General features: G+C 63.8%; 16 protein-coding genes and 1 other RNA gene. 12 read left to right on the forward strand and 5 right to left on the reverse strand.

What is annotated here, in order from left to right:
• Positions 1-255 precede the first annotated feature (255 nt).
• A complete protein-coding gene (locus VKV57_00005; GenBank protein HLW58288.1) occupies positions 256-426 on the forward strand; it encodes a hypothetical protein in 171 nt (56 codons plus the stop codon).
• 12 nt (positions 427-438) lie between these two features.
• Positions 439-1,356, forward strand: a complete 918-nt coding sequence (locus tag VKV57_00010) for an LLM class flavin-dependent oxidoreductase (GenBank protein ID HLW58289.1) — start codon at positions 439-441, stop codon at positions 1,354-1,356.
• A gap of 1,781 nt (positions 1,357-3,137) precedes the next feature.
• Here VKV57_00010 and VKV57_00015 read toward each other — a convergent pair.
• The gene (locus VKV57_00015) at positions 3,138-5,117 is read right to left on the reverse strand and encodes a tetratricopeptide repeat protein (GenBank protein ID HLW58290.1); all 1,980 of its coding nucleotides are present in this window, start codon (positions 5,115-5,117) and stop codon (positions 3,138-3,140) included.
• Positions 5,118-7,064: 1,947 nt separating this feature from the next.
• On the opposite strand from VKV57_00015, the gene VKV57_00020 reads away from it, so the two are divergent.
• The 10 genes from VKV57_00020 (at position 7,065) to VKV57_00065 (ending at position 20,343) form a co-directional block, all read left to right on the forward strand.
• Entirely contained in the window at positions 7,065-8,378 is a 1,314-nt protein-coding gene (locus VKV57_00020) for a molybdopterin-dependent oxidoreductase (GenBank protein ID HLW58291.1), read from the forward strand.
• Between the two features lie 65 nt (positions 8,379-8,443).
• A complete protein-coding gene (locus VKV57_00025) occupies positions 8,444-8,809 on the forward strand; it encodes a cytochrome c (GenBank protein ID HLW58292.1) in 366 nt (121 codons plus the stop codon).
• Positions 8,810-8,869: 60 nt separating this feature from the next.
• Positions 8,870-9,397: an MOSC domain-containing protein gene (locus VKV57_00030; GenBank protein HLW58293.1), complete on the forward strand. Its 528-nt coding sequence runs from the start codon at positions 8,870-8,872 to the stop codon at positions 9,395-9,397.
• Between the two features lie 58 nt (positions 9,398-9,455).
• Entirely contained in the window at positions 9,456-9,623 is a 168-nt protein-coding gene (locus VKV57_00035; protein ID HLW58294.1) for a hypothetical protein, read from the forward strand.
• A gap of 42 nt (positions 9,624-9,665) precedes the next feature.
• A complete protein-coding gene (locus tag VKV57_00040) occupies positions 9,666-9,914 on the forward strand; it encodes a hypothetical protein (protein ID HLW58295.1) in 249 nt (82 codons plus the stop codon).
• A 965-nt stretch (positions 9,915-10,879) separates the two neighbouring features.
• A complete protein-coding gene (locus tag VKV57_00045) occupies positions 10,880-12,787 on the forward strand; it encodes an SLC13 family permease (protein ID HLW58296.1) in 1,908 nt (635 codons plus the stop codon).
• Positions 12,788-12,911: 124 nt separating this feature from the next.
• On the forward strand, positions 12,912-13,346 hold the full coding sequence (locus VKV57_00050; protein ID HLW58297.1) for a cyclic nucleotide-binding domain-containing protein: 435 nt from the start codon (positions 12,912-12,914) through the stop codon (positions 13,344-13,346).
• Positions 13,347-13,446: 100 nt separating this feature from the next.
• Positions 13,447-16,077 carry a tetratricopeptide repeat protein gene (locus VKV57_00055; GenBank protein ID HLW58298.1) on the forward strand — a complete coding sequence of 877 codons (2,631 nt, stop codon included), beginning with the start codon at positions 13,447-13,449 and terminating at the stop codon, positions 16,075-16,077.
• 470 nt (positions 16,078-16,547) lie between these two features.
• A complete protein-coding gene (locus tag VKV57_00060; protein HLW58299.1) occupies positions 16,548-19,433 on the forward strand; it encodes a tetratricopeptide repeat protein in 2,886 nt (961 codons plus the stop codon).
• A gap of 487 nt (positions 19,434-19,920) precedes the next feature.
• Positions 19,921-20,343 carry a cupin domain-containing protein gene (locus VKV57_00065; protein ID HLW58300.1) on the forward strand — a complete coding sequence of 141 codons (423 nt, stop codon included), beginning with the start codon at positions 19,921-19,923 and terminating at the stop codon, positions 20,341-20,343.
• A 105-nt stretch (positions 20,344-20,448) separates the two neighbouring features.
• On the opposite strand, the gene ssrA is transcribed toward VKV57_00065, so the two are convergent.
• The 4 genes from ssrA to VKV57_00085 all read right to left on the reverse strand — a co-directional run bounded on the left by ssrA (position 20,449) and on the right by VKV57_00085 (position 23,748).
• Positions 20,449-20,799: a transfer-messenger RNA gene (gene ssrA, locus VKV57_00070) on the reverse strand.
• A 72-nt stretch (positions 20,800-20,871) separates the two neighbouring features.
• Complete coding sequence (gene smpB, locus VKV57_00075; protein ID HLW58301.1) at positions 20,872-21,366, reverse strand: SsrA-binding protein SmpB; 495 nt, start codon at positions 21,364-21,366, stop codon at positions 20,872-20,874.
• A 5-nt stretch (positions 21,367-21,371) separates the two neighbouring features.
• On the reverse strand, positions 21,372-21,758 hold the full coding sequence (locus tag VKV57_00080) for a PaaI family thioesterase (protein HLW58302.1): 387 nt from the start codon (positions 21,756-21,758) through the stop codon (positions 21,372-21,374).
• The gene (locus VKV57_00085; protein HLW58303.1) at positions 21,751-23,748 is read right to left on the reverse strand and encodes an ABC-F family ATP-binding cassette domain-containing protein; all 1,998 of its coding nucleotides are present in this window, start codon (positions 23,746-23,748) and stop codon (positions 21,751-21,753) included. Before VKV57_00085 ends, VKV57_00080 begins: the two co-directional genes overlap by 8 nt.
• Positions 23,749-23,764 lie beyond the last annotated feature (16 nt).

The raw sequence follows: 23,764 nt of genomic DNA on the forward strand, positions 1-23,764 counted from the left end.
GGAGCGGCCGCACCAAGGCTACCGGTTGCAGGGGCGCACGCCAGCGTCGGTGTTCGCCGCTCGGAAGGCCAGTTGAATGATGACGACGCTCTTGGTTGGAGTGCAAAAGTGTCAACACCTCGTCCACACTGGACACTCTAGAAGGGCACAAACGGGGCTTTCGGGGGGGCCGCCGGGGAGGGCCCCGGCCGGAAAAACGGGCTGGGTCCCACCGACGGAAGGAGTGCAGGCGACAAAATGGAAATTTCAGCTGAGATGCTGCATGGAACGCGGTCGTTTCAGAGCGAGCAGCGGCCGGCGCTGCGGTGCGGGGACCTCGCGCTCACATCGACGAGGTTTGCGGGCGGCGTCACGGCGGAAGTGGCACGCCGCCAGCCCGACGGCACCTGGCTGTGGGTGATCGACCAGTCGAAGTTTCTCGACTGAGAGGCCGGGCGCATGCAGTTTGCCATCGCCATTCCCCAGTTCGTCCGCGACGGTGCCTTCGACCCTACCGCGTTCCGTACGTTCCTTGCCCGCGCGGAAGCGCTCGGCTTCGAGGGCGCCTGGACGCAGGAACAGCTCCTCGGCACGAAGCCGTTCCTCGGCCCGATGGAGGTAATGGCCTACGCGGCGGCCTGCACCGAGCGGCTGCGGCTCGGCTGCGCCGTGTTCGTCACCCCGCTGCACAGCCCCGTGCACCTCGCCAAGAGCCTCAGCACGCTGGATCAGTTGAGCCGCGGGCGGCTCGAGGTCGGCGTGGGCCTCGGCGGCCGCCGGGCGTTTCCGGCGTTCGGCATCACGCCGGACGGGCTGGCCGCCCGCTTCGTCGAGGGCGTGCGACTCATGAAGATGCTGTGGACCGAGCCCGCGGTCACGTTCCACGGCCGGTTCTGGCAGATAAACGGCGGCGCGATGGAGCCCAAGCCGTTTCAGAAGCCGCATCCGCCGGTGTGGCTCGGCGGTAGCCACCCAGCCGCGGTGCGGCGCGCCGTCCGCCACGGCACCGGCTTCTTCGGCGCCGGCTCGCAACCGACCGTGCGGTTCGCAGAGCAGGTGCGCGTTCTGCGCGAAGCGCTCGCCGCCGCGGACCGTCCCGCCACCGCGTTCCGCGTGGCGAAGCGCGTCTACATCGCGGTGGACGACGACGCCGCGCGGGCGCGGCGCCGCATCGGTGAGGCGCTCGATGAGCTCTACGGCGACTTCGGCCTGCGGAACATGGAGTCGGTCGCGGTCTTCGGACCGTCCGATGACTGCGCCGCGGCGCTGCGTGAGGTGGCGGACGCGGGCGCGCAGATGATCCTGCTCAACCCGATGTTCGACGAGACGCAGCAAATGGAACGCCTCGCCGCCGAGATCATCCCCCGGCTCACGTAGGGCGGCGGACGCCGGGCCGGCGCCTGCCGCCGCGACCCTGCTGAAGGGGGCTGGTGAGAGTCGCGTCGACTCGGGCTGGCTGCGCGATGAGGCACAACGGGGGGCAGTCTTGTTCTACCGTCTGAGGGGCCGAAACCCGTGGAAAATAGGGCGACTAGCAGCGCCGTGCAGTCGGATGTAGCCAGGTTCTTGGTGGAGGCGGCGGGAATCGAATTTTCAGCCCCTGTTCGTCTGTCGAGCATCGTCTACTCCTGGCGACCGCCGGAACCCTCTGCTCGCGACGTTCGCTCGGACCCCTGCTCCCCCACCTTTCTCGGTCCACTTTCGTCGATTACGGTGCCCATATGGTGCCTACCAAGCCCGAAATCGACCACCTTTCCTGAAACCACCGTGTGGTGGCGGCCGGAGCCTAGCCCTGGGAATTCGGTCCACATCAACATAGAATCCACCATGATCAAGACTGCTGCAAGAATTGGAACGCCGAAGACCGCGCCCGAGGGCTCGCGGCGTGGAGCCCTTAGATTTATTGACTCATGGCCAATAGCCGGTACCTTCCGGGGGCACTACCGGCCGGACAGGAGTCAAGGAGGGGATGGTAGTCCCCGGTTTTGCTATGCGTTGCGTTTCGGAAAGCTTCGCGGAATTTGCGCCCGTCTCGTGTTTCATCAGCGCGAGCAGGCCAGATGAGAGCATCACGCAAACGAGGAACGCTAGAATCAGCCGCATCAATTTCGTACCTCCCTCTACAGTCGCTACGCAGTAACCGTAAGAGAAACTGCGTGCAAATAAGGCTATCGTTTCAGCCGGCTCAGCCAACCCGCCGTGTCTATGACCTGGGTCCACCGGTTGGCATCACCGCTGGCAGTCAACCCGACAGGTTATAATGACCATAGCCCTCTGAAGTACCACGCCGATTGAGAACGCCAAGGCAATGGTTGCACACATTCGGATTCGTTCATCCTTCGTTCCCGTCGTCCCATCGTAGGGCGCAAGATGGTGTTAGTACTCCCCCATGGTTCCGCCTCGCGGGGGTATCGGCGCGGGATCAGATCCATCGCCGTTCCCTGCGTCGCTATAAAGTGACACCATGTACGCCCCGGCCTCTTCGAGGAGCTGCCCAATCTGTGGCTCCACCTCAGTGCCTCTGCTGATCTTTGTGGCATCCATTCGGGTTGCAGCCTCAGCATCGCGGGCTGTCGCGCTGTTTGACTCATTACTGAGGTGCGAGGCGGTCCCTGGAAACACAGCGATAGCCTGGATTATGCCTTCTGGGAACCACCCCAAAATACGAAACCCGAGTCCTCGGTCCCCATAAACGAGCCAAAAGGCGACCGTGTGAGGATACCGAGCATCCTTGATGACTCGGTCCGGTGCGCCGAACGCACGCAAGACCGGTGCGGCAAACAAACCAACCTGGATCTTATCGGAAATCGGACAACCTCCACCCCATGACGTCTGAAGCCACATCGCATGTCCCGATGCATCGTAGGTTGCGACAACCGGGCATAGTGTCGTGCGATTGACCGCATCAATCGCAGGCCGATTCATACCGAGGCGCGCACGACCAATCCGTTGACCTGGCACAATGAGTTGCGGATTCCGATCCGATGAGTGTGTAGCGCCAGCGGGAGCCGATGCTATAAGCGCAAGGATAAGGCTCAAGAGAAGATGCATTGGGCGCACCCCCTTTTCGTGCTCCTCCAAGTCTAGGGGAAGCCGGGAACTGCGCCATCCTGGAGACCCTATATAGGAGGGTGGATTCTCGCGCGAATTACGAGGTGCTAGCGATGATCGGGTGAGGCCGGCGAAGACGGGGACGCGGTGCGCAATCCGTGCTCAACCGCCCAGGCGGCAATCTGCGCCCGAGAGTTGAATCCCAATTTGTTGAGAATATGCTGGACGTGAGCCTCCGCCGTGCCCTCCGTAATCGAGAGATGCGCCGCGATCGCTCGATTAGTTTTCCCTTCTGCGATGAGGACCGCCACCTCCCACTCACGAGGTGCAAGCGCCCCTACTCGCTTCCCAACAACAGACTTGGCCGGTTCCTTACCCTTGGGCTGAGGGGTTTCCGTTGGTGCTAGTGCATACTCGACCAGCTGCTCCACCGTCATCGCCCGGCCTTCGGCCCAACAGGTCGCAACGACTGATTCCTCCAAAGCATCCCGTACAGAGGCAACACGCTCGTCGTGATCAGTTTGCCAGAGCGGAAAACGTTGGTACCCAGTAGCCTCACGTAAGGCCTCGGCGGCTCCGAGGATCCTAGCTGCCCGCTCGTGATGCCCTTGGGCACCGGCCAGCCCGGCCAATCCCTCGAGACTCTCCGCAAACCTTGGTCTATCTCCTATTTCTCGTCGCAAAATCAGGCTCTCCCTATACAGCGCGCCTGCCCGCTCCTGGTCCCCCTGACATAGCAACACTTTCGCCATGCTGCATTGCACGCCGGGGGTATGACCTTTGTCGCCAACCAGTCGTGTGATTGTCAGAGCCTTCTCTAGTAGCTCCGCTGCCCGCTTGTAGTCTCCCTGTCTTTCCGCTACGATCCCAAGGTTGTGATACAAGTAGGCAAGAGTATATGTGTTTCCCACTTCCTGCACGATGGATAGACTCTCTCCCAACAGTCCTTTTGCCCGAGCGACGTAACCTCGATTAAGCGTCTCCATGCCAAGACAGTGGAGAGACCACCCAACCCCCCACCTGTCTCCTGCTTCTCGGAACAGTGTCAGACTCTCCTCAAATAGAGTCACCGCTCGATCATAGTTCAGCCGTTCTGCCGCCACATGCGCCAGATGGTGGAGTGAGTAGGCAATACCCGTTACGTCTCCCACTTCCCGAAACAAGGCAAACCCCTCTCGCAGGAGCTCCTCGCCTCTCACAATGTCCTGACTCCGCGTCAAAATTCCCGCCCCATAGTTCGCCTTCGCACGCACCGACGTCGACACGCGGCCGCTGATGGCTAGCCCATTTTCCAACCATTCCCGTCCCTCGCTATGATGGCCGCGCATGTGCCAAAATTCACGCAGTGCGCCCGCCAACCGTAACCATGCCTCAGCCCCCTCCTCCTCCGCTCTGCACCACTCCAGCGCTGCTCGGAAATTACCATGTTCCATCTCTAATCGCGCCAGCCACGCCACTTGTTCCGGCCCCAGCAATTTCCGCTCCACCCGCTCCGCCCACTCCAGGTACCAGTTGCGATGGCGCGCCTGCGCATCCGCCGATTCGCCGGACTCCATCAGCCGGTCACGGCCATACTGTCGAATCGTCTCCAGCAACCGATAGCGCGTCTCACCGCCGCGAGTATCCGCTATCACCAACGATTTGTCCGCCAACTTTGTGAGTAGGCTTAGCACGGCGGACCGCTCCACACCGTTTTCGGCACAAACCGCCTCCGACGCCTCCAAAGTCCAGCCGCCAGCAAACACAGACAGTCGGCACAGCAGAGCACGCTCCGCCGCGGATAGCAACTCGTAACTCCAATCCATCGCTGTCCTCAGTGTCTGATGGCGTGAAACGGCTACACGGCTCCCGCTGGTCAGCAGCCGGAAGCGATCCGAGAGCCGGTCAAGTATCTCGTCCACCGTTAGGACCCGCACCCACGCCGCCGCCATTTCGAGCGCCAGTGGAATGCCATCCAATTGATGGCAGAGGCGAGCAATAGCGCGGGCATTGCGGTCTGTGATGGCAAATGCCGAATGAGCACCTATGGCACGCTCGAGAAAGAGATGAACGGCCTCGTACTTGATCAGCTGCTCACTTGGCGGCATCTCCTTGAGATCGGGGAGGGAAAGGGGGGGCACACTCCATCGGATCTCGCCTGTGATGCCCAGGGGTTCCCGACTCGTAGCTAAAATTCGCAAGGACGGACATTCTCGGAGCAACGCGTCTGCCAGGTGAGCGCAGGCGGTCAGAACGTGTTCACAGTTGTCTAACAGAAGAAGCAGCTCTCTGGAACGAAGTGAGTCCGCCAGCGAGTCCCGGAGCGCTCTGCCGGGGCGCTCGGGGACGCCGAGGGTGGTGGCGACTACGTGTGGAACGAAGCGAGGGTTGGATAGCGGCGCAAAATTGATCATCCACACGCCTTGGGGGAACTCGGCCAGCGCCTTGCTCACAACCTGCAATGCCAGTCTCGTCTTACCAGAGCCCGCGGTTCCAGTGAGCGTAAGCAGGCGAGTGCTCAAGAGCAGTCGCCTGACCTCTATAATCTCATGCTCGCGCCCGATGAAACTGGTGAGTTGAATCGGCAGATTGTGGAGTCGTTGACGAGCCGCTCCCGATAAAGAGTGCGGCGGTCGAGCAATCCGCCTTGTCCGCTTGACAGCCACTCTCTTCGCAACCCGCTTCCTGGGCCGACGAGCCATTCCGTCAGCCTCCATGACAAGAGATCGTGACCAACGTTGGAATGGCGGTTCGGCAGATGCGGACAGCGGTCCTTTCAAGTCCAACGCGGGCGGCGATTGGAGTGGTGCGCGACCTGGCCGGTCATGTTGGATTTTGATGCTTAGAAGTATTAATATCTGAATATATCAACGAGTTGACGGCGCCAGCTACTCCGTTGTACCGCCCGGATATGGCTTGATACCGAAAGATGGGGCCTGCATTGTACTCACTCACTGTCCCCCCCGTAACACACCTGATGAACTTTGGGTACCGGCATGCCTTTTTCCCAAGATACCCAGAAACCCTTCGATGCCACAGGGAGAGTCACCATCCATCCGGTAACATCGTTGGGCACAGGTCATACGGAGGAAATCGAAACATCAACCTCTGTCTTACTGCCTACTATCCAGTACCACCGTCAGCCTTTGTTTGCAGGCGTTTGCGGTGTTCCACCAATCCTGCGTTCCCCCGCCCTGTCCTGCCTAATTTCGGGTACTCGGGGCACAGGTTGCAGCACATCGGGATCCGCCAAGCAAGGGAGTGCTGGGGCCAGCCCCCGCCGAAAACGAGGGCTCGAAGGCTGGTTCGAATTCTTTGCAATGGTGGCGGCGGCGGGAATCGAACCCGCCTCTGCCGATCCAGGCGACTCTCTGAAGCCTTGGAAAACAAGGGATTCCCGGGATGCGGGGTAGTCCCCTGCACTTGTCCAGTCCTTCCTAAGGGCGCCGCATCTGCCGGGGCTTCACGATCCAAGCCGAGAACGCCATCATCGCGCTTTCCCGGATCGAGGAGGCATTCAGGCGGCGGGAGGCCATGCTCGGGCAAGGCGAGATCGTAGTCGATTACGCCGTCCAGGGCCGCAAGGTCCCCAGTCGCGCGGGAGGCACGCGACAGCCTGGGGGGCCGTGGGCTGCCAGGCGCGGACCTGCAGCTGGAGGGCCCGCTCCGCCGCGGGGCGGGTCGGCGCGTGATAGGTGCGCCGGGCCAGGCGCAGGCACGCGTCGCGAAGACGCATACAGCGCCACAGGTGCATCTGGCACCCGGTCACGTGGACCAGGCTGACGCCGGTCGTCCGCAGATCACTGCGCTCGGGCTCGCCTCGACTTCACCGTCAGAGCGTTCGCATCTCGCAACACTGGCAAGGATCGGTATTCCTTTATAGGGTTTCCAGGATGGCACGCCTCTCAGTTTTCCGTACTCTTGAGGGGGGGTACGAAGGGCGCCGAGCTCCATGCGTGTTCTCAGCCTAATGCTCGTGTTTGGCACCGGTGAGCGGCACCTTCATCAGGGCTAGCGGATGGAATCGGAGAGCGTGAGACGAGGGGGGGTAGGAGATGACGCGCTTACGCACGCTGACGTCAGGCAACGGCGAGGAAGTGTTGTGGACGGTGGCCCGGGAAGCCGGAGTTAGCCGCCGTGAGTTCATCCGGTTGTTAGGTGCGGGAGGAGCCCTTGCCATCTTTGGAGTTGCCGCAGGTTCATCCGCACACCCCGCGTGGGCCCAGAGCACCGCCAGCGATACGATCGCAACATACCAGAAGAACTTCCTCGAGGACATCACCACGAACTTCTACGGGCTGGGCGCCACCGTGCTGGGATCCCACTGGTGGAAGTTTACAACGGACGTTATCCCATCGGAGCGGCTCTTTCTCCGGAGCCGCTACAAGACGCCCGCCGTGGACAAGGTGGCGTGGAAACTGAAGGTAACGGGAGATGCGATCGAGCGCCCCATTGAACTCACCTACGGCGACCTCGCCAAGATGCGTAGCGTGACCGCCATCCGCTACCATGAGTGTAATGGCAACGGCGGAATGCGGGGCTTTGGGCTCGTCGGTCAGGTCGAGTGGCACTATGTCCCGATCAGCGAGATTCTGAGTCGGGTGCGCCCGAAGAGCACCGCGGTACAGGCCCTGTTCTGGAGCGGGGCGGACGGCCCGGATACCGGCCGCCCGATCGATCTCTCGGAACTCCGCGCACGCCCCGAGGTGATCGGGCTCGCTTACGGCATGAACGGGAAGGATCTCCCCCCTGACCATGGCGGCCCCGTGCGGGCGCTTGTCCCCGGCTGGGGAGGCGCCGCGAGCGTCAAGTGGCTGACCGAGATCCGGATCGCCAGCCACCGCTTCTGGACACGGATGAACACCAAGGAAGAATCCCTCGTCGGACCCGATTACCCGGCCGAGAAGCCGGGCCCCAACGATGAGTTCACCATGGGAGTCGCCGCCTCGGATGTCCGCGGTCAGACGGCGAAATGGCAGAGGACGAAGAGCCACCTGAACCTGCCCGTGATGCTGGACCAGCTACCGGACGTCCCGCCGGGCTATCCCTTGCAGCGGGGGCAGCATCCGACGCTCAAGGCCGGACGTCAGACGATGACAGGGTACGCCTACTCGCCCATGGGCATTCAGAAGGTCGACTACAATGTGGACGGAGGCGCGACCTGGCGTCAGGCGACCCTGGTCGGCCAGACGACCAGGAATATCGCGTGGATGCGGTTCAAGTTCGATTGGAACGCGACGCCAGGCGATCACACGTTGATGACCCGCGCCACCGACCGGAAGGGGGATGTCCAGCCAGCACAGATTCCCTCGAACGAGTCGGACCTCCTCGACAACAGCATTCCCCGGTTCGCAGTGCGCGTTGCGTGACATGGGGATGGAGACATCGAGAGCCGGGACGAGCCCGGAGGTACGCGCTTCCCGTCCTGGCCTCGATGGTCGCGGTGCTCGGGGGAGGATGCGCGCCGCAGACGTCAATTGTGCCGACGCGGTCTCCACGGGACCAAGTCGCGATCGGCAAGGCGGTATACGTGGCCCAATGTGCCAAGTGCCATGGCGACCACGGCGAGGGCAAGACCGGCCGCAAGCTGGTGGCGCCCTGGGACCCGCTCGCGGGGTACCGCACTGCCGATCAGCTCTTCACCTACGTGAGCCGGGTGATGCCCTTTGACAATCCCGGGAGCCTTAAGGCACAGGCGTATTGGGATGTCATCGCCTTCCTCCTTGACGCAAACGGCGTCCTTCGCCGGGGGACCCGAGTCGGCCAGGACAATGCCAAGATGGTCAAGACCACAAAATGAGATGACGACCTCTCCCGGTGAGAGGACGGAGCGATGCCACCTGTGTGGGAGACACCACGCATGATGCGCTGCGGCCGTGTCACCCACATCTTCATTGCGCCGACGGCTGGAGCGCCCATGGTGGCGCTTCCGGCCGTGTCCGCGGTCGCGGGACGAGGCCTCGAAGGGGACCGCTATTTTTGCCACGCCGGGACACTGTCGGATCACCCTGACCGTATCACCGAGGTGACCTTGGCGGAGCGCGAGGTCTTGGAAGCGCTGAGGCATGACCACGGGATCGTCGTCGATCCGCAAGACATGCGCCGCAACATCATCACCCAGGGCGTCGCACTCAACAGCCTTGTGGGCCGCGAGTTCCGCGTAGGAGAGGTGATCCTGCGAGGGAGGACGCTGTGTGAGCCTTGTGCGCATCTCGAACGAGCGACGCAGCGAGGAGTCCTGCGCGCGCTCGTGCATCGAGCAGGATTACGGGCGCGGATTCTTGCAGGCGGCATGATCGGCGTGGGCGATCTCATCTACGAGCGGTGGGTGAACGATCCCAACACCACGCTGACAGGGTTTCGCGCCGCATCGGGGACGCGTGCCTGAACAGCCGCGACTCGACTTCTACATACCGCGGACTCCGTGGGGGAGCAGGCCGAGGGAGGTGCCATGCGAGACCAATACGGGCGAGAACTGCATGATCCTCCGGCTCCTCAAGGCCGCCAAGCGGCACGGCCCCCGCGCGCACGCCATGGTCCTGCTCCCGATCCGACACGTCCTGCGAGTGTCAGAGGTCACGGGCCTGCGGGTTGAGTACGTGAACATGAAGTAGGGCTGGGTCCGCGTTGAGCGGTTGAAGGGCAGTCTTACCACGGTGCAGACGCTCGAGCGCCACCCCGGCCAGCCGCTGCTCGACGAGGTGCGGGTGCTCAGCCGATGGCTGCGGGAAGACGGCAGCGGCGTCCTGTTCATCTCCTCGCACGGCGGCCGGATGAACCGCTCAACCGTGGAAAATACGGCGTCTAGCAGCGCCGTGCAGTCGGATGTTGCCGGGTTCTTGGTGGAGGCGGCGGGAATCGAATTTTCAGCCCCTGTTCGTATGTCGAGCATCGTCTACTCTTGACGGCCGCTGTCGACTTCTGCTTCCAGCGTTCGGTCGAACCCCTGCTCTCCCGCCTTTTTCTTTCCAGTTTCGTCTACTACAGTACCCATATGGTGCCCGCCGGGCCAGAGTAGATCGTCCCACCACTCCACCGGGGTAATTGGCAGCGTTTCGAACAGCGTACCGTATCGGTCCAGTGTGAACCCCGCTGACGAGTGACCGGCCTGCTGCGCGATGTACTTCGGGTGCTTGCTTGCCAGCACAGATGAGCAGCGAGACAAACCTGGTGGCGGAGATCGTGCCGGGTGATCGGTATTTTGATGCCCGCACGACATTGGGCAGCACGCCACTGCCGCTTGATCCAGGACCTGTCACCGATCGATGTGATACCGTCCGGCGAGAACACAAGCTCGGCGGACCGTTCCTTGGCGACTGACTGCAAGATTCGCCGCACGGTCGGGCACGGGTCGATGCTGCGGACACTGATCTCCGTCTTCGGTGTCTGAGGGCTGCGGCGGTACAACGCGCGTTGACCGAGGCCTTGTTCCGGCGGAAGTCGACGTCCTCATCATTTCGGAGCGCGACCTGCTCGCCCCATCGGAGCCCGGTGAGTTTGGCGACGAGCACAGCATCCAGCACCGGTGCGTGCAACTCGACAACGGCCCGCTCGAAGGCTCTAGTACGCGGACGCGGCGACCACGGAGGTTGTGGGCCTCGATAGGATACTGCTTCCGGCGCAGCACCCCTCGTCAGCAGCGAACTGCACCAGCCCTCATCAAGCTGAAAAGAGCGACAGCGCATTCGTTTCACCCGATTGCATCTCTGTGGGACAGGACTGCCCGACGCTTCCGTAGCATTCTTCAAAGGGGACCCCGCGCCGACAATCCTCCGGTGGTGCGCGCGTGCGACTCGACCAGGGTTCGAACCCGTCGATGCGCTTGCGGGGGGCACCTTGGTAACTCAGGCGGGGGGGCAGGAGCTCCGCGATGCAATATGGAGAAGGGCCCTTGCTCGAAGACCACCTGGTGGAACGGCTGATACGAGCCGTGCCGTTCTTTCGGGCGCTCAATCGGCTCGACCTGGCGCGACTCGTCGGTGCGCTGGCCCCGGTAGACTTTCCCGCGGACTCGATCATCTTCAGGGAGGGGGAGGCCGCAGACGCGCTATACCTGCTCGACTCCGGCCGGGTGGAAGTCAGCCTCTCCACCGCAGCGGGCGATCGGGCGCTGACTGAAGTTGAGGCCCCCGCCCACTTCGGGGAGCTCGGCCTGCTCCTGGGTCGCCGGACGGGATCGGTTCGGGCCGTGACGGACGTGAGGGTGTGGCGGCTGCCCCGCGACCGCTTCGAACGGCTGGTGCAGGAGCGGCCGACACTCGGCCTCACCGTGGCGCGGGGTCTTGCCGAACTGGTGGATCAGCGGTCGCGCCAGGGTGCGGGGGCGTCGGCGGCACCGCGCCTCCCATTCGTGCTGACCCACGATGCCTCGGTCCCGGGGAAATCGCCACGCCATTGGATGGCGGTGATCATCTCGGCGGTGGGTCTTCCGCTCGTGCTCTGGACGGTCGCTCCGCCCGCGGGGCTCTCCGCGCAGGGATGGCACGTCGGGCTCATCATGCTCGGATCTGCGCTGTTGTGGCTCTCTGAGCTGATCCCGTACTATCTTATCGCCTTGGCCATGGGGGCGGCTTGGGGGATCGCCGGCCTCGTCCCCGTGTCCCTCGCGTTTTCCGGCTTCTCCAGTCCCTCATATCTTCTGGCCCTGGCGGTCCTTGGGCTCGCCGCGGCCATGGCTCGCACGGGATTGCTGTTCCGCATCGCGTTGCTGCTCTTGAGGGTGTTCCCGAGAACCTACGGAGGCCAGGTGCTTTCGCTCCTCACCGGCGGCCTCCTGCTCACGCCTCTCATGCCCATCGCCACCGCGCGCGTCACCATCATTGCGCCGGTGGCTCAGGAACTCGCCGAGGCGCTTGGATATCCGCTACGGAGCCGGGGAAGAGCGGGGCTGGCGTTTGCTGGAATCATCGGCTACGGAACATTCGGCTGCATCTTCCTCACCGGCCTGGTGGCCAACTTCTTCATCGTCGCGCTACTGCCTGAGCCGGACCGCATTCGCTTCGACTGGCTGACCTGGCTGGTCAGCGCGGCGCCCGCGGGGGCCGTCCTCCTCCTCGGTTCGAGCCTGCTGCTGCTCGTGTGGTTCCGCTCGAAGGCAACGGGTGGAGTCACCCTCGAAGTCCTCCAACGCCAGCAGCGCACCCTGGGACCGCTGTCGCGACACGAGTGGGTCACAATCCTGGGGCTGGCCGTCATGCTCGGGGGGCTGTTGGTTGGACCGGCGCTCCACGTGAGCACCGCCGGGCTGGGCCTCTCGGCGCTGATCCTGGTAATCGCCGGGGGCGCACTGGGGCCTGAGGGGTTCCGCGGTGGGATCGAATGGGGGTACCTCGTCTTTTTCGGTGTGCTGCTGGGTGCCGGGGACGTGCTGCGCGCTGTGGGGATCGACCGGTGGATTGGCCATGCCCTGCTTCCTGTGGCCCGCGCCATCCCGGACCCAGGAGTCCTCGTCCTGCTCCTGGCCGGCGGTGTGATCGCCTGTCGCCTCGTGCTGCCACAGATCCCGGCGATGTACCTGTTGAGCCTGGCGCTCGTACCTGCCGCCCATGGGATCGGGGTCTCACCCTGGGTGGTCGGGTTTGTCGTGCAGCTGACGGCCTACACGTGGATCCACCCGCGGCAGAGCGACTATTACCGATTGACCCGGGATCTCACCCGGCACGAGATGTTCACGGATCGGCACGGCGTGGCCGTAGGGGTCGGGGTAACGATCCTCACGCTCATCGGGATTGTCGCCAGCCTCCCATTCTGGCGGGCGCAAGGGCTTCTTGGTCCTTGACGCCGCGCCGGCGGGACATGCCGCAGGGGTCGTAAGTGGCGCCTAAGCGGAGAGGCGAAGGGAAGCGTTATCAGCGCCGCGAACCTCAGGTGGCACCGGCTGGGGGAGGGAGAGAAATAGATCGATGCCTACCCATGAATCGGGGACCGCAAGGGTTGCCCTACTTGAGAAACTCCTTCTGTTCGGGGGCCTCTCACCGAGGGAATTGGGGCGGATCGCCCGCCTAATGCGGGAGATCGATGTGCCGACGGGAAAACGACTGGTCACCCTCGGCGAACCGGGACGGGAAATGTTTCTCATCGTCGAGGGTCGGGCGTTGGTGACGACGCAGCGGGGACGCGCGGTTCACCTGGGCCGGGGGGACTTCTTCGGCGAGATGAGCCTGATCGACGGCGAACCGCGGTCGGCGACTGTCGAGGCGGCTACGCCGATGCGGCTGCTGACCCTGGGATATCGCGAGTTCTGGCAGCTCCTCGACGAATCCTTGCCGATGGTCCGCAAGATCATGCGTACGGTCGCCCGCCGCCTTCGGCAGGTGGACCGGGCTCCGGTGGTGTGAGCCCGGCCATTCAGACCACGTCCACGCCGAGGAGTCAGGGGGCCCTCCGCCGAACGTCGCCTTGAATATTGCGGCCCGTCTTCCCAAGAGGAGGCCGCGCATGCCGAGTCTGCCGACCGGAACTGTTACCTTCCTCTTCACCGACATCGAGGGCGCCACGACGCTCCTCCAGCGCCTCGGCGACCGCCGCTTTGCGGAGGTCCTGGCGGAACACCAACGCCTCCTCCGTGAGGCGTTCGCCAAGGGAAGCGGACAGGAGATCGACACCCAAGGTGATGCCTTCCTGGTGGCATTCTCTCGGGCCAGGGATGCTGTAGCGACAGCGGTCGCGGCCCAACAGTCACTGATGAAGCACACCTGGCCGGACAACGCGTCGATCCGGGTGCGGATGGGGCTCCACTCGGGCGAACCTATCAGCAACGCGGACCGCTATGTTGGTGTCGACGTGCATCGCGCTGCCCGCATTGGAGCCGCCGCGCATGGGGGCCAGATCCTTCTCTCGGACGCGGTGAGCGGGTTGGCCGCCCGTGACCTCCACCCGAGTATACGCCTGCGGGATTTGGGACTCCACCGCCTCAAGGATTTGCGGGAGCCCGAGCATCTCTTGCAGGTCGTGCACCCAGATCTTCCCGCCGACTTCCCGCCCGTCCAGTCGCTGGACGCCATCCCCAACAACCTGCCCCTGCAATTGACGAGTTTCATTGGCCGCGAGCGGGAGAAGGCTGAGGTCAACCGACTGCTCTCCGCAACCCGTTTGCTCACGCTCACTGGGTCGGAGGGGGCGGGCAAGACCCGGCTGGCCCTGCAGGCGGCCGCCGAGGCGCTTGAGCAGTTTCCCGGCGGCGTCTGGTTCGTTGAGTTGGCGCCGTTGTCCGACTCGAGCCACGTCATGAAAGCAGTGGCCTCCTCAATGGGCGTGCCTGAGCAGCCGGGTCGGAGGCTGACCGACACGCTTGCGGACGCCCTGCGGTTCAAATCCGCGCTTGTGATCCTGGACAATTGCGAGCATCTAGTCGGTGCCTGCGCCCATCTCGCTTCCGTCCTCCTTGGGGCGTGCCCCAACCTGCGGATTCTCACGACGAGCCGTGAGGCTCTTGCGCTGCTGGGAGAAACCACATGGCGCGTCCCCTCGCTGTCAGTCCCCGATCCAAGGCACCTTCCCACCCTGGACCGGTTCATGCAATACGACGCCGTCCGGCTGTTTGTTAACCGGGCGGTGGCGAGTGAACCGCAGTTTGCGGTGACAAGTACCAATGCCTCCGCGGTGGCTCAGATCTGCCACCGGTTGGACGGCATCCCTTTCGCCATCGAACTCGCGGCGGCACGGATCAAGGTGTTGGCGGCCGAACAGATCGCCACCCGGCTGGACGACCGGTTCCGATTGCTCACCGGGGGAAGCCGCACCGCCCTCCCCCGCCAGCAGACGTTGCGGGGAGCGATGGACTGGAGCTATGACCTGCTCTCGCCGAAGGAGCGGACCGCCCTGCACCGCATGTCCGTTTTTGCAGGTAGGTGGACGATCGATGCGGCAGAAGCTGTTTGCTCCGGAGACAGCATCGAGGCGGCTGACATTCTGGACCTGCTCACCCAGTTGGTGAACAAATCGCTGGTGGTCGTGGATACGCAGGGAGGAGAGGCGCGATATCGGCTGCTGGAGACGGTCCGGGAGTACGGCCGGGCTCGGCTCCAAGAGGCCGGCGAGGCCGATGGGGTGCAGCGGCGGCACCGCGATTGGTACTTGGGCCTCGCCGAGCGGGCAGAGCCTGAACTGCACGGACCCAACCAGATTGCCTGGCTCGAACGACTGGAGGAGAACCACGATAACCTCCGCGCCGCGCTCGCTTGGAGCAAGGCCGATGCCGGCGCGGATGCAGGCGGATTACGGTTGGCGGCAGCCTTGTGCGACTTCTGGGACATTCATGGCCACTTTGCCGAGGGACGAGCCTGGCTGGACGAGATGTTGGCGCTGCACAAGGGAGCGGCGCCGGTGTTGCGGGTGAAGGCGCTTAACCGCGTCGGACACCTGGCCCACCGCCAGGGTGATTATGCGCAGGTGCCCGCGTTGTGCGGGGAAGCCCTCACTCTATCGCAAGCGGAGGGGGACACGACAGGGAGTGCGGAGGCACTCCACTACCTCGCCCATGCGGCGGAGGGCGCGGACGATCTCCCTCGGGCCGCGGACTTGCTGGAGCGCAGCGTCACCCTCCATCGTGCTGCGAGGAACACGTTTGAACTTGGTCGCGCCTTGAATTGTCTGGCAAACACGGCCCGCGCAGAAGCGAACTATCCGAACGCGACGGGCCTCTATGAGGAAGCGCTGACGCTCTTCCATAACCTCGGGGACAAGCAGGGCAAGGAGATGGTCCTCCATAACCTAGGATACGCGGTGCTCCGGCAAGGCAACCGCCAACGATCGTGGGCGTTGTTTCGCGAGAGCCTGGCGCTGGCCGAAGAACTGGGGGACAGGCGGGTGATGATCAAGTGCCTCGTGGGACTCGCCGGAGCGTCGGCTGACACCACACGGGCGGCTACCCTGTTCGGAGCGGCCGAGACCCTGATGTCTACCGCCAGCATTCGCCTGGAGCCCTTTAATCGTCGGGATTGCGATCATTACATGACCGTGACGAAAAGCCAACTCGCCGAACCCGCATTCAGTAAGGCCTGGGCTGAGGGCCGGACGATGACGCTTGAGCAGGCCATCGAGTACGCGCTGGCTCCCGAATCGAATTGAGCTCTTACCTTGAAGTAGCCGCCCGATCCCTTCCACGCGCGCACACCACCGACGAGGGTGTAGAAGGGCGGCGTAGTCGACGGGGGATGATGCCAGCACTGGAGGCGTCCGCCGGGGGCGAGGTGGCGGCGCTGGGCAACTGGCTGGGCGAGCATCATCGCGACGATCCGCTCTCAATTCGGCGCCACCATCCCGTGAATCTGAGACTGCGGTGTGACGCCTTGGCATTGCCTCGAGGAAGTGCAACGTCAGGGCGGCGAGGGGCAAACCTCGGGGATCAGGGTTCGGATGCCTCGGGCAACCTCCGCCGAATATAAACCATTTGTAGAGTCCGCCTCATTCAATCGTCAGATCCTTGTTCCCTCCGGGTAGGCTCTTTACGTCTAGCACCCGCAGGAGACACAAGGTCTCTACGGCGAACGTCGCCTTGGGGTAAGCCGGGCCAGTCTTGCTCATCGGGGAGGCAGCGTATGCCCAGCCTGCCGACCGGGACGGTCACGTTCCTCTTCACCGACATTGAGGGCTCTACACGCCTCCTCGAGCAGCTGGGTGATCGCTACGCGAAGGTGCTGGCAGAGTATCGGCGACTTGTTCGAACAACTGCCTACACCAAAGGCGGACGTGACGTAGATACTCAGGGGGACGGTTGCTTCCTAGCCTTCCCTCGAGCCAAAGATGCGTTGTCCGCCGCTGTCGCGGCGCTTCACGCAATCAAACGCTTCCCCTGGCCCGCCGGTATTTCCGTCCGCGTCAGGATGGGCCTCCACACTGGGGAGCCAGTCAGCGGTAACGGCGGCTATGTGGGGATGGCTGTCCATCGCGCATCTCGTATCTGCGCCGTGGGGCACGGAGGACAAATTCTGCTCTCTCAGACGACGCGCGATCTCGTGGCGGACGATCCGCCAAAAGGAGTAAACTTCCGCGACCTCGGCCAGCATCGGCTAAAAGATCTCGGTGATCCGCAGCACCTGTTCCAGGTCGTGACAGCCAGCCTACCCGCCGACTTCCCGCCGCTCAATTCTCTCGATGCTCTCCCCAATAACCTCCCGCGCCAGGTGGCAAGTTTCGTCGGGCGGACGCTGGAAATAATCGAAGTCAAACGACTACTGACCACCACGTGCTTGCTGACCCTCACAGGAGCGGGGGGCTCCGGGAAGACGCGGCTCGCGCTACAAGTGGCTGCTGACTTGCTCGAACTGTACCCTGACGGCGCGTGGATGGTCGACTTGGCACCGCTCTCAGATCCCACCCTTGTTCCCCTCGCCGCCGTGTCGGCGTTAGGGGTCTCCGAGCAACCAACCCGCTCCTTGATCGAGACGCTAGCGGACTACCTGCGCTCCAAGTCGTTGCTGCTCATACTCGACAACTGCGAGCACCTCTTGTCCACCAGCGCCCAGCTTGCGGACACCCTGCTACGGACCTGCCCGAAATTGCGTATCCTGGCGACGAGCCGGGAAGGACTCAGGATCGCCGGCGAGATGACCTACACTGTACCCTCGCTTTCGTTGCCCGATCCTCGGGTGCTCCCGTCACCTCGGGATTTGATGCAGTTCGAGGCGGTGCGTCTTTTCGCCGAACGCGCCGCCTTCGGCAAGCCTGGGTTTCAGGTCACTTCCGGCAATGCAGCAGCGGTAGCGCACATCTGTCACAGGTTGGACGGCATCCCTTTGGCGATCGAGTTGGCGGCGGCGCGGGTGAAGGCGATGCCGCTCGAGACCATTGCCCTTAGGCTCGACGATCGGTTTCGACTGCTGACAGGGGGGAGCCGGACGGCGCTCCCTCGTCAGCAAACCCTGCGCGGAGCAATGGATTGGAGCTATGAACTCCTATCGGAGCTCGAACGATCCCTGTTGCGGCAGCTCTCGGTGTTCGTGGGCGGATTCACGCTGGAGGCGGCCGAGAGAGTCTGCGGGGACGGCGGTGGGGACCGAGGTGACATCCTCAACCTGTTGACGAACCTTGTCAACAAGTCGCTCGTCGGCTTTGACGAGCAGCAGGGAGGGGGTCGGTACCGATTGCTGGAGACGATGCGTCAGTACAGTTGGGACCGGCTCGTGGCGTCAGGAGAGGAACACCACGTCCGAGGGCGACATCGGGACTATTTCCTGGGATTGGCGGAGCAGGCCGAGCTGAAGTTTCGGGGCCCCGATCAGGGCGCCTGGAACAAGCGGTTAGAAACAGAGTATGACAACGTGCGAGCCGCTGTCAGCTGGAGCATGACGGAGGGAACCTTAGAAGTGGGCTTGCGGTTGGCGAGCAGCTTGTATTGGCTCTGGGACATACGGGGATTGCGCGAGGGGGGCGAGTGGTTGGACGCGATGCTCGCTCAGGCGACGGACACGTCGCCGGCGGTGAGGGCCAGAGCGCTCAACGCGGCGGCGTTCGTTGCGCACCGCCAGGGTCGCCCTGACCGGATCTTGGAACGCTGTCGCGAGGCGCTGAATCTCTGTCGCGCCTTGGGCGACGAGCACGGGAGCGCATGGGCGCTCCATTATCTTGCTCACGCGGCGGAGTTACAAGGCGACTATGCTGAGGCCGGTGTGAAGATGGAAGAAAGTGTGGCTCTGTGCCGGCGAACGGGAAACACGTGGTATCTCCCGGTGTCTCTGAACTGTCTGGGGGAGATCGTACGGCTGCAGGGTGACTACGAACGGGCGACGGTACTCAGCGAGGAAAGCTTGAGCATCGCCAGAAAACTGGGGGACACACGGGGCGTGGCTTCTGCGCTCGCCAACGCGGGGGTGGTGCTGGCGCTTCAAGGAAACTACCAGCGTGCAGAAGCGATGCTCAAGGAGGGCCTCGCGCTGTTCTGTGAGCTCGGCGTCAAGTTGCGCACGTCCCACTGCCTGCTCGCGTTGGCCAGGACCGCGCATGGACGAGGGCAGAATGAGCGCGCCGCACGGTTGTTTGGGGCCGTCGCGGCCTTGCGGGAGAGCACGGGCATTGGCCCCGCGCCGTCCGACCTGGCTGAGGACGATCGTGCGGTCACCGCCCTTCGTGCCGCGATGGGAGACGTTGCATTCGCAGCGGCGTGGGCAGAGGGCCGCGGGATGACGCCGGAACGAGTGATCGAGGTTGCGCTGACCTCAGAAGACATTGTCCCGTCCAAAACCAAAAGTCTGGAGAAGCCGATCAGCCATGGCCAACTGGACCGGCTCTCTCTACGCGAGCGGGAAGTGGCCGTACTGGTCGCGCGGGGCCTGACAAACCGTGAAATCGCCTCGCAGCTTACGGTAACGGTGAGGACGGCGGAAACACATGTGCAAAACGTCCTGAATAAGCTCGGGTTGAACTCTCGAGCCCAGATCGCCGCCTGGGCAGTCGAACAGGGCCTCTATACCCCATCCCCGAGTTGATAGCGGCGACAGATACCCTCGGCTACGTCCCATGTAATGCGTACTGTCCACGGTGTCTCCAGCACGCTTTCCCATAGACTGGTCTCGTAACCGCGCTCCGGCAGTATGCGCTTCAAATGCAGACCGAGCAGACGCGGAGGGGTCGTCCGGGGGTGAATTCACGGGACTTTATGTTTCATACCGAGCGTCAAGACGCGTAGAAGCAATGTACATGACTCCGGACGTGGTTGCGCAGCGGCAAGCACTGCTTCGAGCGTTGACGCTCCGTGCGGGCGAACGGGTACTGAACAGAAGTCGTGACCACCCCTTCGTGCATTGGCCCCGCCAACCATTCAAATATAGAATCGCCTGCAGGGTTCGTATCCGTGGCTACGTATCGTTGAATCCGTACTTTCCACGATGCGTCCTGGTGCGGTCTTTCCATAAACTAATCTCGCCAGTTGGTCTCAGCGTTGGAAGCAGGACTGTCTATAAGGGAGGTGTCGAGATGACAAGCAGGTTGTTGGTCGCGCTTTGTACCGTGATTGTGCTGGGCATCGGTGGGGGGGCCGTGGCGCGTGCCACTGGTCAGACGTCCACGCCGCCTGCCCCCGTCACAGTATCCCGGGCCGCGTTCCCAATCACCGTGGCGACGGGCGAGTATGACTTGATCAATGTCGTCGCGAATCTCGCCCCAGGGAGCGGCGTGCCCTGGCACTATCACAGTGGGCCTGTGGTGGGCACCGTGATCTCCGGCGAGGCCACCCTGTTGTCACGAGAGGTTGGAGAGAAAACTATTAAGGCTGGGCAAAGTTGGATCGAGAAGCCGAATGAGGTGGGTGAATTCATCAACCGGAGTTCCGGCTACACGTACATCGTCGCGACCTACCTGGTCCCCAAGGGTGCACCCCCGACGACGTTCGTCAAGTAGAGGAGTCAAGCGATCCCACAGATCCTGTTCTGCCGTCTGAGGGGCCGAAACCCGCGGAAAGTACGGCGTCTAGCAGTGCCGTGCAGTCGGATGTTGCCAGGTTCTTGGTGGAGGCGGCGGGAATCGAACCCGCGTCCTGAAGCCGCGAGGGCAAGGCATCTACGCGCGTATCCTGCGAATTTGGGTTCGCGAGGCTGGACTCCCGCAGGCGGGATTCCAAACCGCTAGCTCTCTGGGTCTTAGCCGGCGTTCCCGGAGCGAAGAACGCCGGAGCAGCCGACTGTTGACGCTCGACCCCCGCCCGCCGGCGTAGCGGGGCGAGCGACGCTACTTAGTTAAGCAGCGTAAGCGAGCTGTGTATCGGCGTGTATGCGCCGTCCAGTTGTTTAGCGAGGACCTGGACCACCTCGGCGCGCCACCCTGCTTCTGCCTGCTCAGTCGAGACCTTTCGCCCCCATTCTGGAGAGATGGACGGAGCCAACAGATATATTATACCACGAGCATGAAGGGGCCCGGAGCCGTATGCGGCTACGAACGACGAGGTCTCGGCGTCCTCGCGCCCAGGTTTCTGGCGATCCGCCGCTCCGCGTCCCTCTCGGCGATCCGCTCCCTCTTGTCGTACAGGTGCCGCCCACGCGCGACGGCGAGTTCGACCTTGACCACACCCCGCCGGAAGTACAGGCGGAGCGGCACCAGCGTGTAGCCTTTCTGGTCGGTCTTGCTCCTAAGACGAAGGATCTCGCGATGGTGCAGCAGGAGCTTGCGTGTCCGCAAAGGATCGTGGTTGTGAATGTTCCCCTGCGCATACGGGTTGATATGGAGGTGGTGCAGCCAGACTTCGTCGCCGACGACGCGGGCAAATGCGTCCGAGAGGTTCACGCGGCCCTCGCGGAGCGATTTTACCTCCGTGCCGGTCAGGACGATCCCGGCCTCGTGAGTCTCCTCGATCCAGAATTCGTGCCGCGCACGGCGGTTGGTCGCTACCGACTTCGTGCCCGCGTCCTGGGTGGCGCCCGGGGACATGGCTCTCACGCACCGCGGACGAAAGTCCCTTTGGCCTCAGCCAGGGGGGTCCCGTCGGGCAGGGAAAGGACCGCCTCGGCAGTATACAGTTTCGCCCGCTCGCCGGTGAGCGTCGCGATCACCACCAACCGCCTGCCGACCGGGGCCTCGCGGCGGAAGCGGATTTCCAGCCGAGCGGTGAGCGATTCTTGGCCCCGCATGTGAAACAGCTGGGCCATCGCGTCGTCTAGAGCCGCGGTGACGATGCCGCCGTGCAGGACGCCCTCGTATCCCTGGTAATGGGAGCCCGGGGTAAACTCCGCCCGGACGCGATCCCCCTCCGCCGTAAACTTCAGGCGAAGCCCAATCGGGTTCTGCGGACCGCAGGCGAAGCAGCCGCTCCCGTCACGCATCCGCCCGCCCTCCACCACCTTCAAGTGCGGCGTAGAGAGATTCCAACGCGGCGGTCACCTCTTCATACCGTTGGACTGTCTCACGCGCGCGGCCGGCATCGCGGTAGAGCTCCGGATCCCCCATCAGCCGGCTCAGGTTGCCCATCTCCCGCTCCAACGCGGTAATCTGATCGATGACCTCTTCCGCCGTCGGCTCCGCCACGCGCGGGGCCGCAACGGACCTCCGAGATGGTCGTGGAGAACGCTGCCCCGCTTCCCTCGCCGAAGGCAACGCATGGGGTGCCGTCCCGGGCACCTCCGGGGTCGTTTGGCCGGCACGGCGATCAGCGACCGGAGCCGCAGGCGGCCTGGGGGCAAGATTCCTTCCCCCGGCGGTCGGCGCCCCCGCCAATCCCTCCCGGTACTTATGGTAGGGGCCCGGTACCGACCGCACACGACCCTCCCCCAGAACCAGCAGTTGGCCGGCCAGCCGGTCGATGAAGAACCGATCGTGCGAGACGAACAAGATGGCCCCGGGAAACCCTCGAAGCGCACCCTCCAGAGCTTCCAGCGTCGTGAGGTCGAGGTGGGTCGTGGGCTCGTCAAGGAGCAGGACGTCGGGTCGATCCAGAACGAGTTTCGCCAGGGCCACCCTCCGTCGCTCCCCGCCGCTCAGCTGAGCCACCTTTTTGTCGACGTCCTCCCCCGAGAACAGGAACCGGCCGAGCAGCGACCTGACCTGGGCGGGCGTCACGGGGCGGGCGCCGAGCACCTCCCCCAGCACCGTCTGGTTCAGATCGAGTGAATCCTCAGAGTGCTGGGCGAAGTAGCCGATGCGCATCCCCGGGGCCGGCTCGACGTGACCGGCCGTCGGTGGTTCAGTGCGGGCGATGATCCGAAGGAGCGTGGTCTTCCCTGCCCCGTTCGGCCCGATCAACCCGATCTTCTCCCCCCGATGGACCTCCAGATCCACTCCCCCCAATACCTCCAGGTTCCCGTAGCGTTTGGTAACGCCGCGCAGCCGGAGCACAACCTGGGGGTTGCGGCGTGGGGCCTCAAGGTGAATCGCCGCGGTGCGATGGGTCCTCGGCGCGGCCACCGGCTGGATTTTCGCCAGCCGCTTCTCGCGCGACTTGGCCTGCCGGCTCTTCTGGCCGGCATGATACCGGCGGATGTACGCTTTCAAGTTGTCGATCTCTTCCTGCTGCCGTTCGAAGGCTTCCTGCTGGCGGGCCCGGCGGGCGACCCGCTCGATGACGTAGTACGAATAGCTCCCAGGGTACTCCTCGATCCGCCCGTCCTCGAGATCCAAGGTTCGCGTCGTCACGGCGTCGAGGAGGAAGCGGTCGTGGCTCACGAGGAGCATCGCCCCCGCGTACTGCTTGAGAAACGACTCGAGCCATTCCTGGCCGTCGAGATCAAGGTGGTTCGTGGGCTCGTCGAGGAGGAGCAGATCGGGCCCGGTGAGCAGCAGGCGCGCGAGCGCCGCCCTGGACCGCTGCCCGCCGCTCATCGAGGCGAGCGGCTGGTGGAACTGTTCCTCGCGGAACTCCAACCCGCTCAACGTCCGCCGAACCTCCGCCTCGAACGTAAACCCACCGCGCGCCTCAAACTGATCGCGGAGGCGTCCGTACTCCTCGAGCGCTCCCGAGAGGCGCGCGTCGTCCCCGTGCACCTCCGGCGCCGAGAGCAGCGCCTCCAATTCCGCCAGGCGCCGCTCGGTCGCGGCGACGTGGGCGAACGGCGCGGCCGCTTCGTCCCAGAGCGAGCGCGTTTCATCAACCTCGGGATTTTGCGGCAGGTACCCGATCACCGCGCCGCTGGCGACGGTGCGGGCGCCGCCGTCGGGGGCCTCCAGCCCGGCCACCACGCGCAGCAGCGTGGTCTTGCCCACCCCATTCCGGCCGACCAACGCGACCTTCTCCTGCGGCTCCAGGGCGAAGGAGACCCCGGTCAGCACCGGGGAGGCCCCGTATGACTTGGTGAGATCAGCGGTAAGGAGCAGCGGCATCGGCGTGGGGGGCCGC

The sequence above is a fragment of the bacterium genome (assembly GCA_035307765.1).
GTDB lineage: Bacteria > Sysuimicrobiota > Sysuimicrobiia > Sysuimicrobiales > Segetimicrobiaceae > Segetimicrobium.

Excerpts from the sequence above, each read along its gene's own strand:
- VKV57_00005 (HLW58288.1), top strand. The coding sequence starts at position 256 with ATGCTGCATGGAACGCGGTCGTTTCAGAGCGAGCAGCGGCCGGCGCTG.
- VKV57_00010 (HLW58289.1), top strand. The coding sequence starts at position 439 with ATGCAGTTTGCCATCGCCATTCCCCAGTTCGTCCGCGACGGTGCCTTC.
- VKV57_00015 (HLW58290.1), bottom strand. The coding sequence starts at position 5,117 with ATGCCGCCAAGTGAGCAGCTGATCAAGTACGAGGCCGTTCATCTCTTT.
- VKV57_00020 (HLW58291.1), top strand. The coding sequence starts at position 7,065 with ATGACGCGCTTACGCACGCTGACGTCAGGCAACGGCGAGGAAGTGTTG.
- VKV57_00025 (HLW58292.1), top strand. The coding sequence starts at position 8,444 with ATGGTCGCGGTGCTCGGGGGAGGATGCGCGCCGCAGACGTCAATTGTG.
- VKV57_00030 (HLW58293.1), top strand. The coding sequence starts at position 8,870 with ATGATGCGCTGCGGCCGTGTCACCCACATCTTCATTGCGCCGACGGCT.
- VKV57_00045 (HLW58296.1), top strand. The coding sequence starts at position 10,880 with ATGCAATATGGAGAAGGGCCCTTGCTCGAAGACCACCTGGTGGAACGG.
- VKV57_00050 (HLW58297.1), top strand. The coding sequence starts at position 12,912 with ATGCCTACCCATGAATCGGGGACCGCAAGGGTTGCCCTACTTGAGAAA.
- VKV57_00055 (HLW58298.1), top strand. The coding sequence starts at position 13,447 with ATGCCGAGTCTGCCGACCGGAACTGTTACCTTCCTCTTCACCGACATC.
- VKV57_00060 (HLW58299.1), top strand. The coding sequence starts at position 16,548 with ATGCCCAGCCTGCCGACCGGGACGGTCACGTTCCTCTTCACCGACATT.
- VKV57_00065 (HLW58300.1), top strand. The coding sequence starts at position 19,921 with ATGACAAGCAGGTTGTTGGTCGCGCTTTGTACCGTGATTGTGCTGGGC.
- smpB (HLW58301.1), bottom strand. The coding sequence starts at position 21,366 with ATGTCCCCGGGCGCCACCCAGGACGCGGGCACGAAGTCGGTAGCGACC.
- VKV57_00080 (HLW58302.1), bottom strand. The coding sequence starts at position 21,758 with ATGCGTGACGGGAGCGGCTGCTTCGCCTGCGGTCCGCAGAACCCGATT.
- VKV57_00085 (HLW58303.1), bottom strand. The coding sequence starts at position 23,748 with ATGCCGCTGCTCCTTACCGCTGATCTCACCAAGTCATACGGGGCCTCC.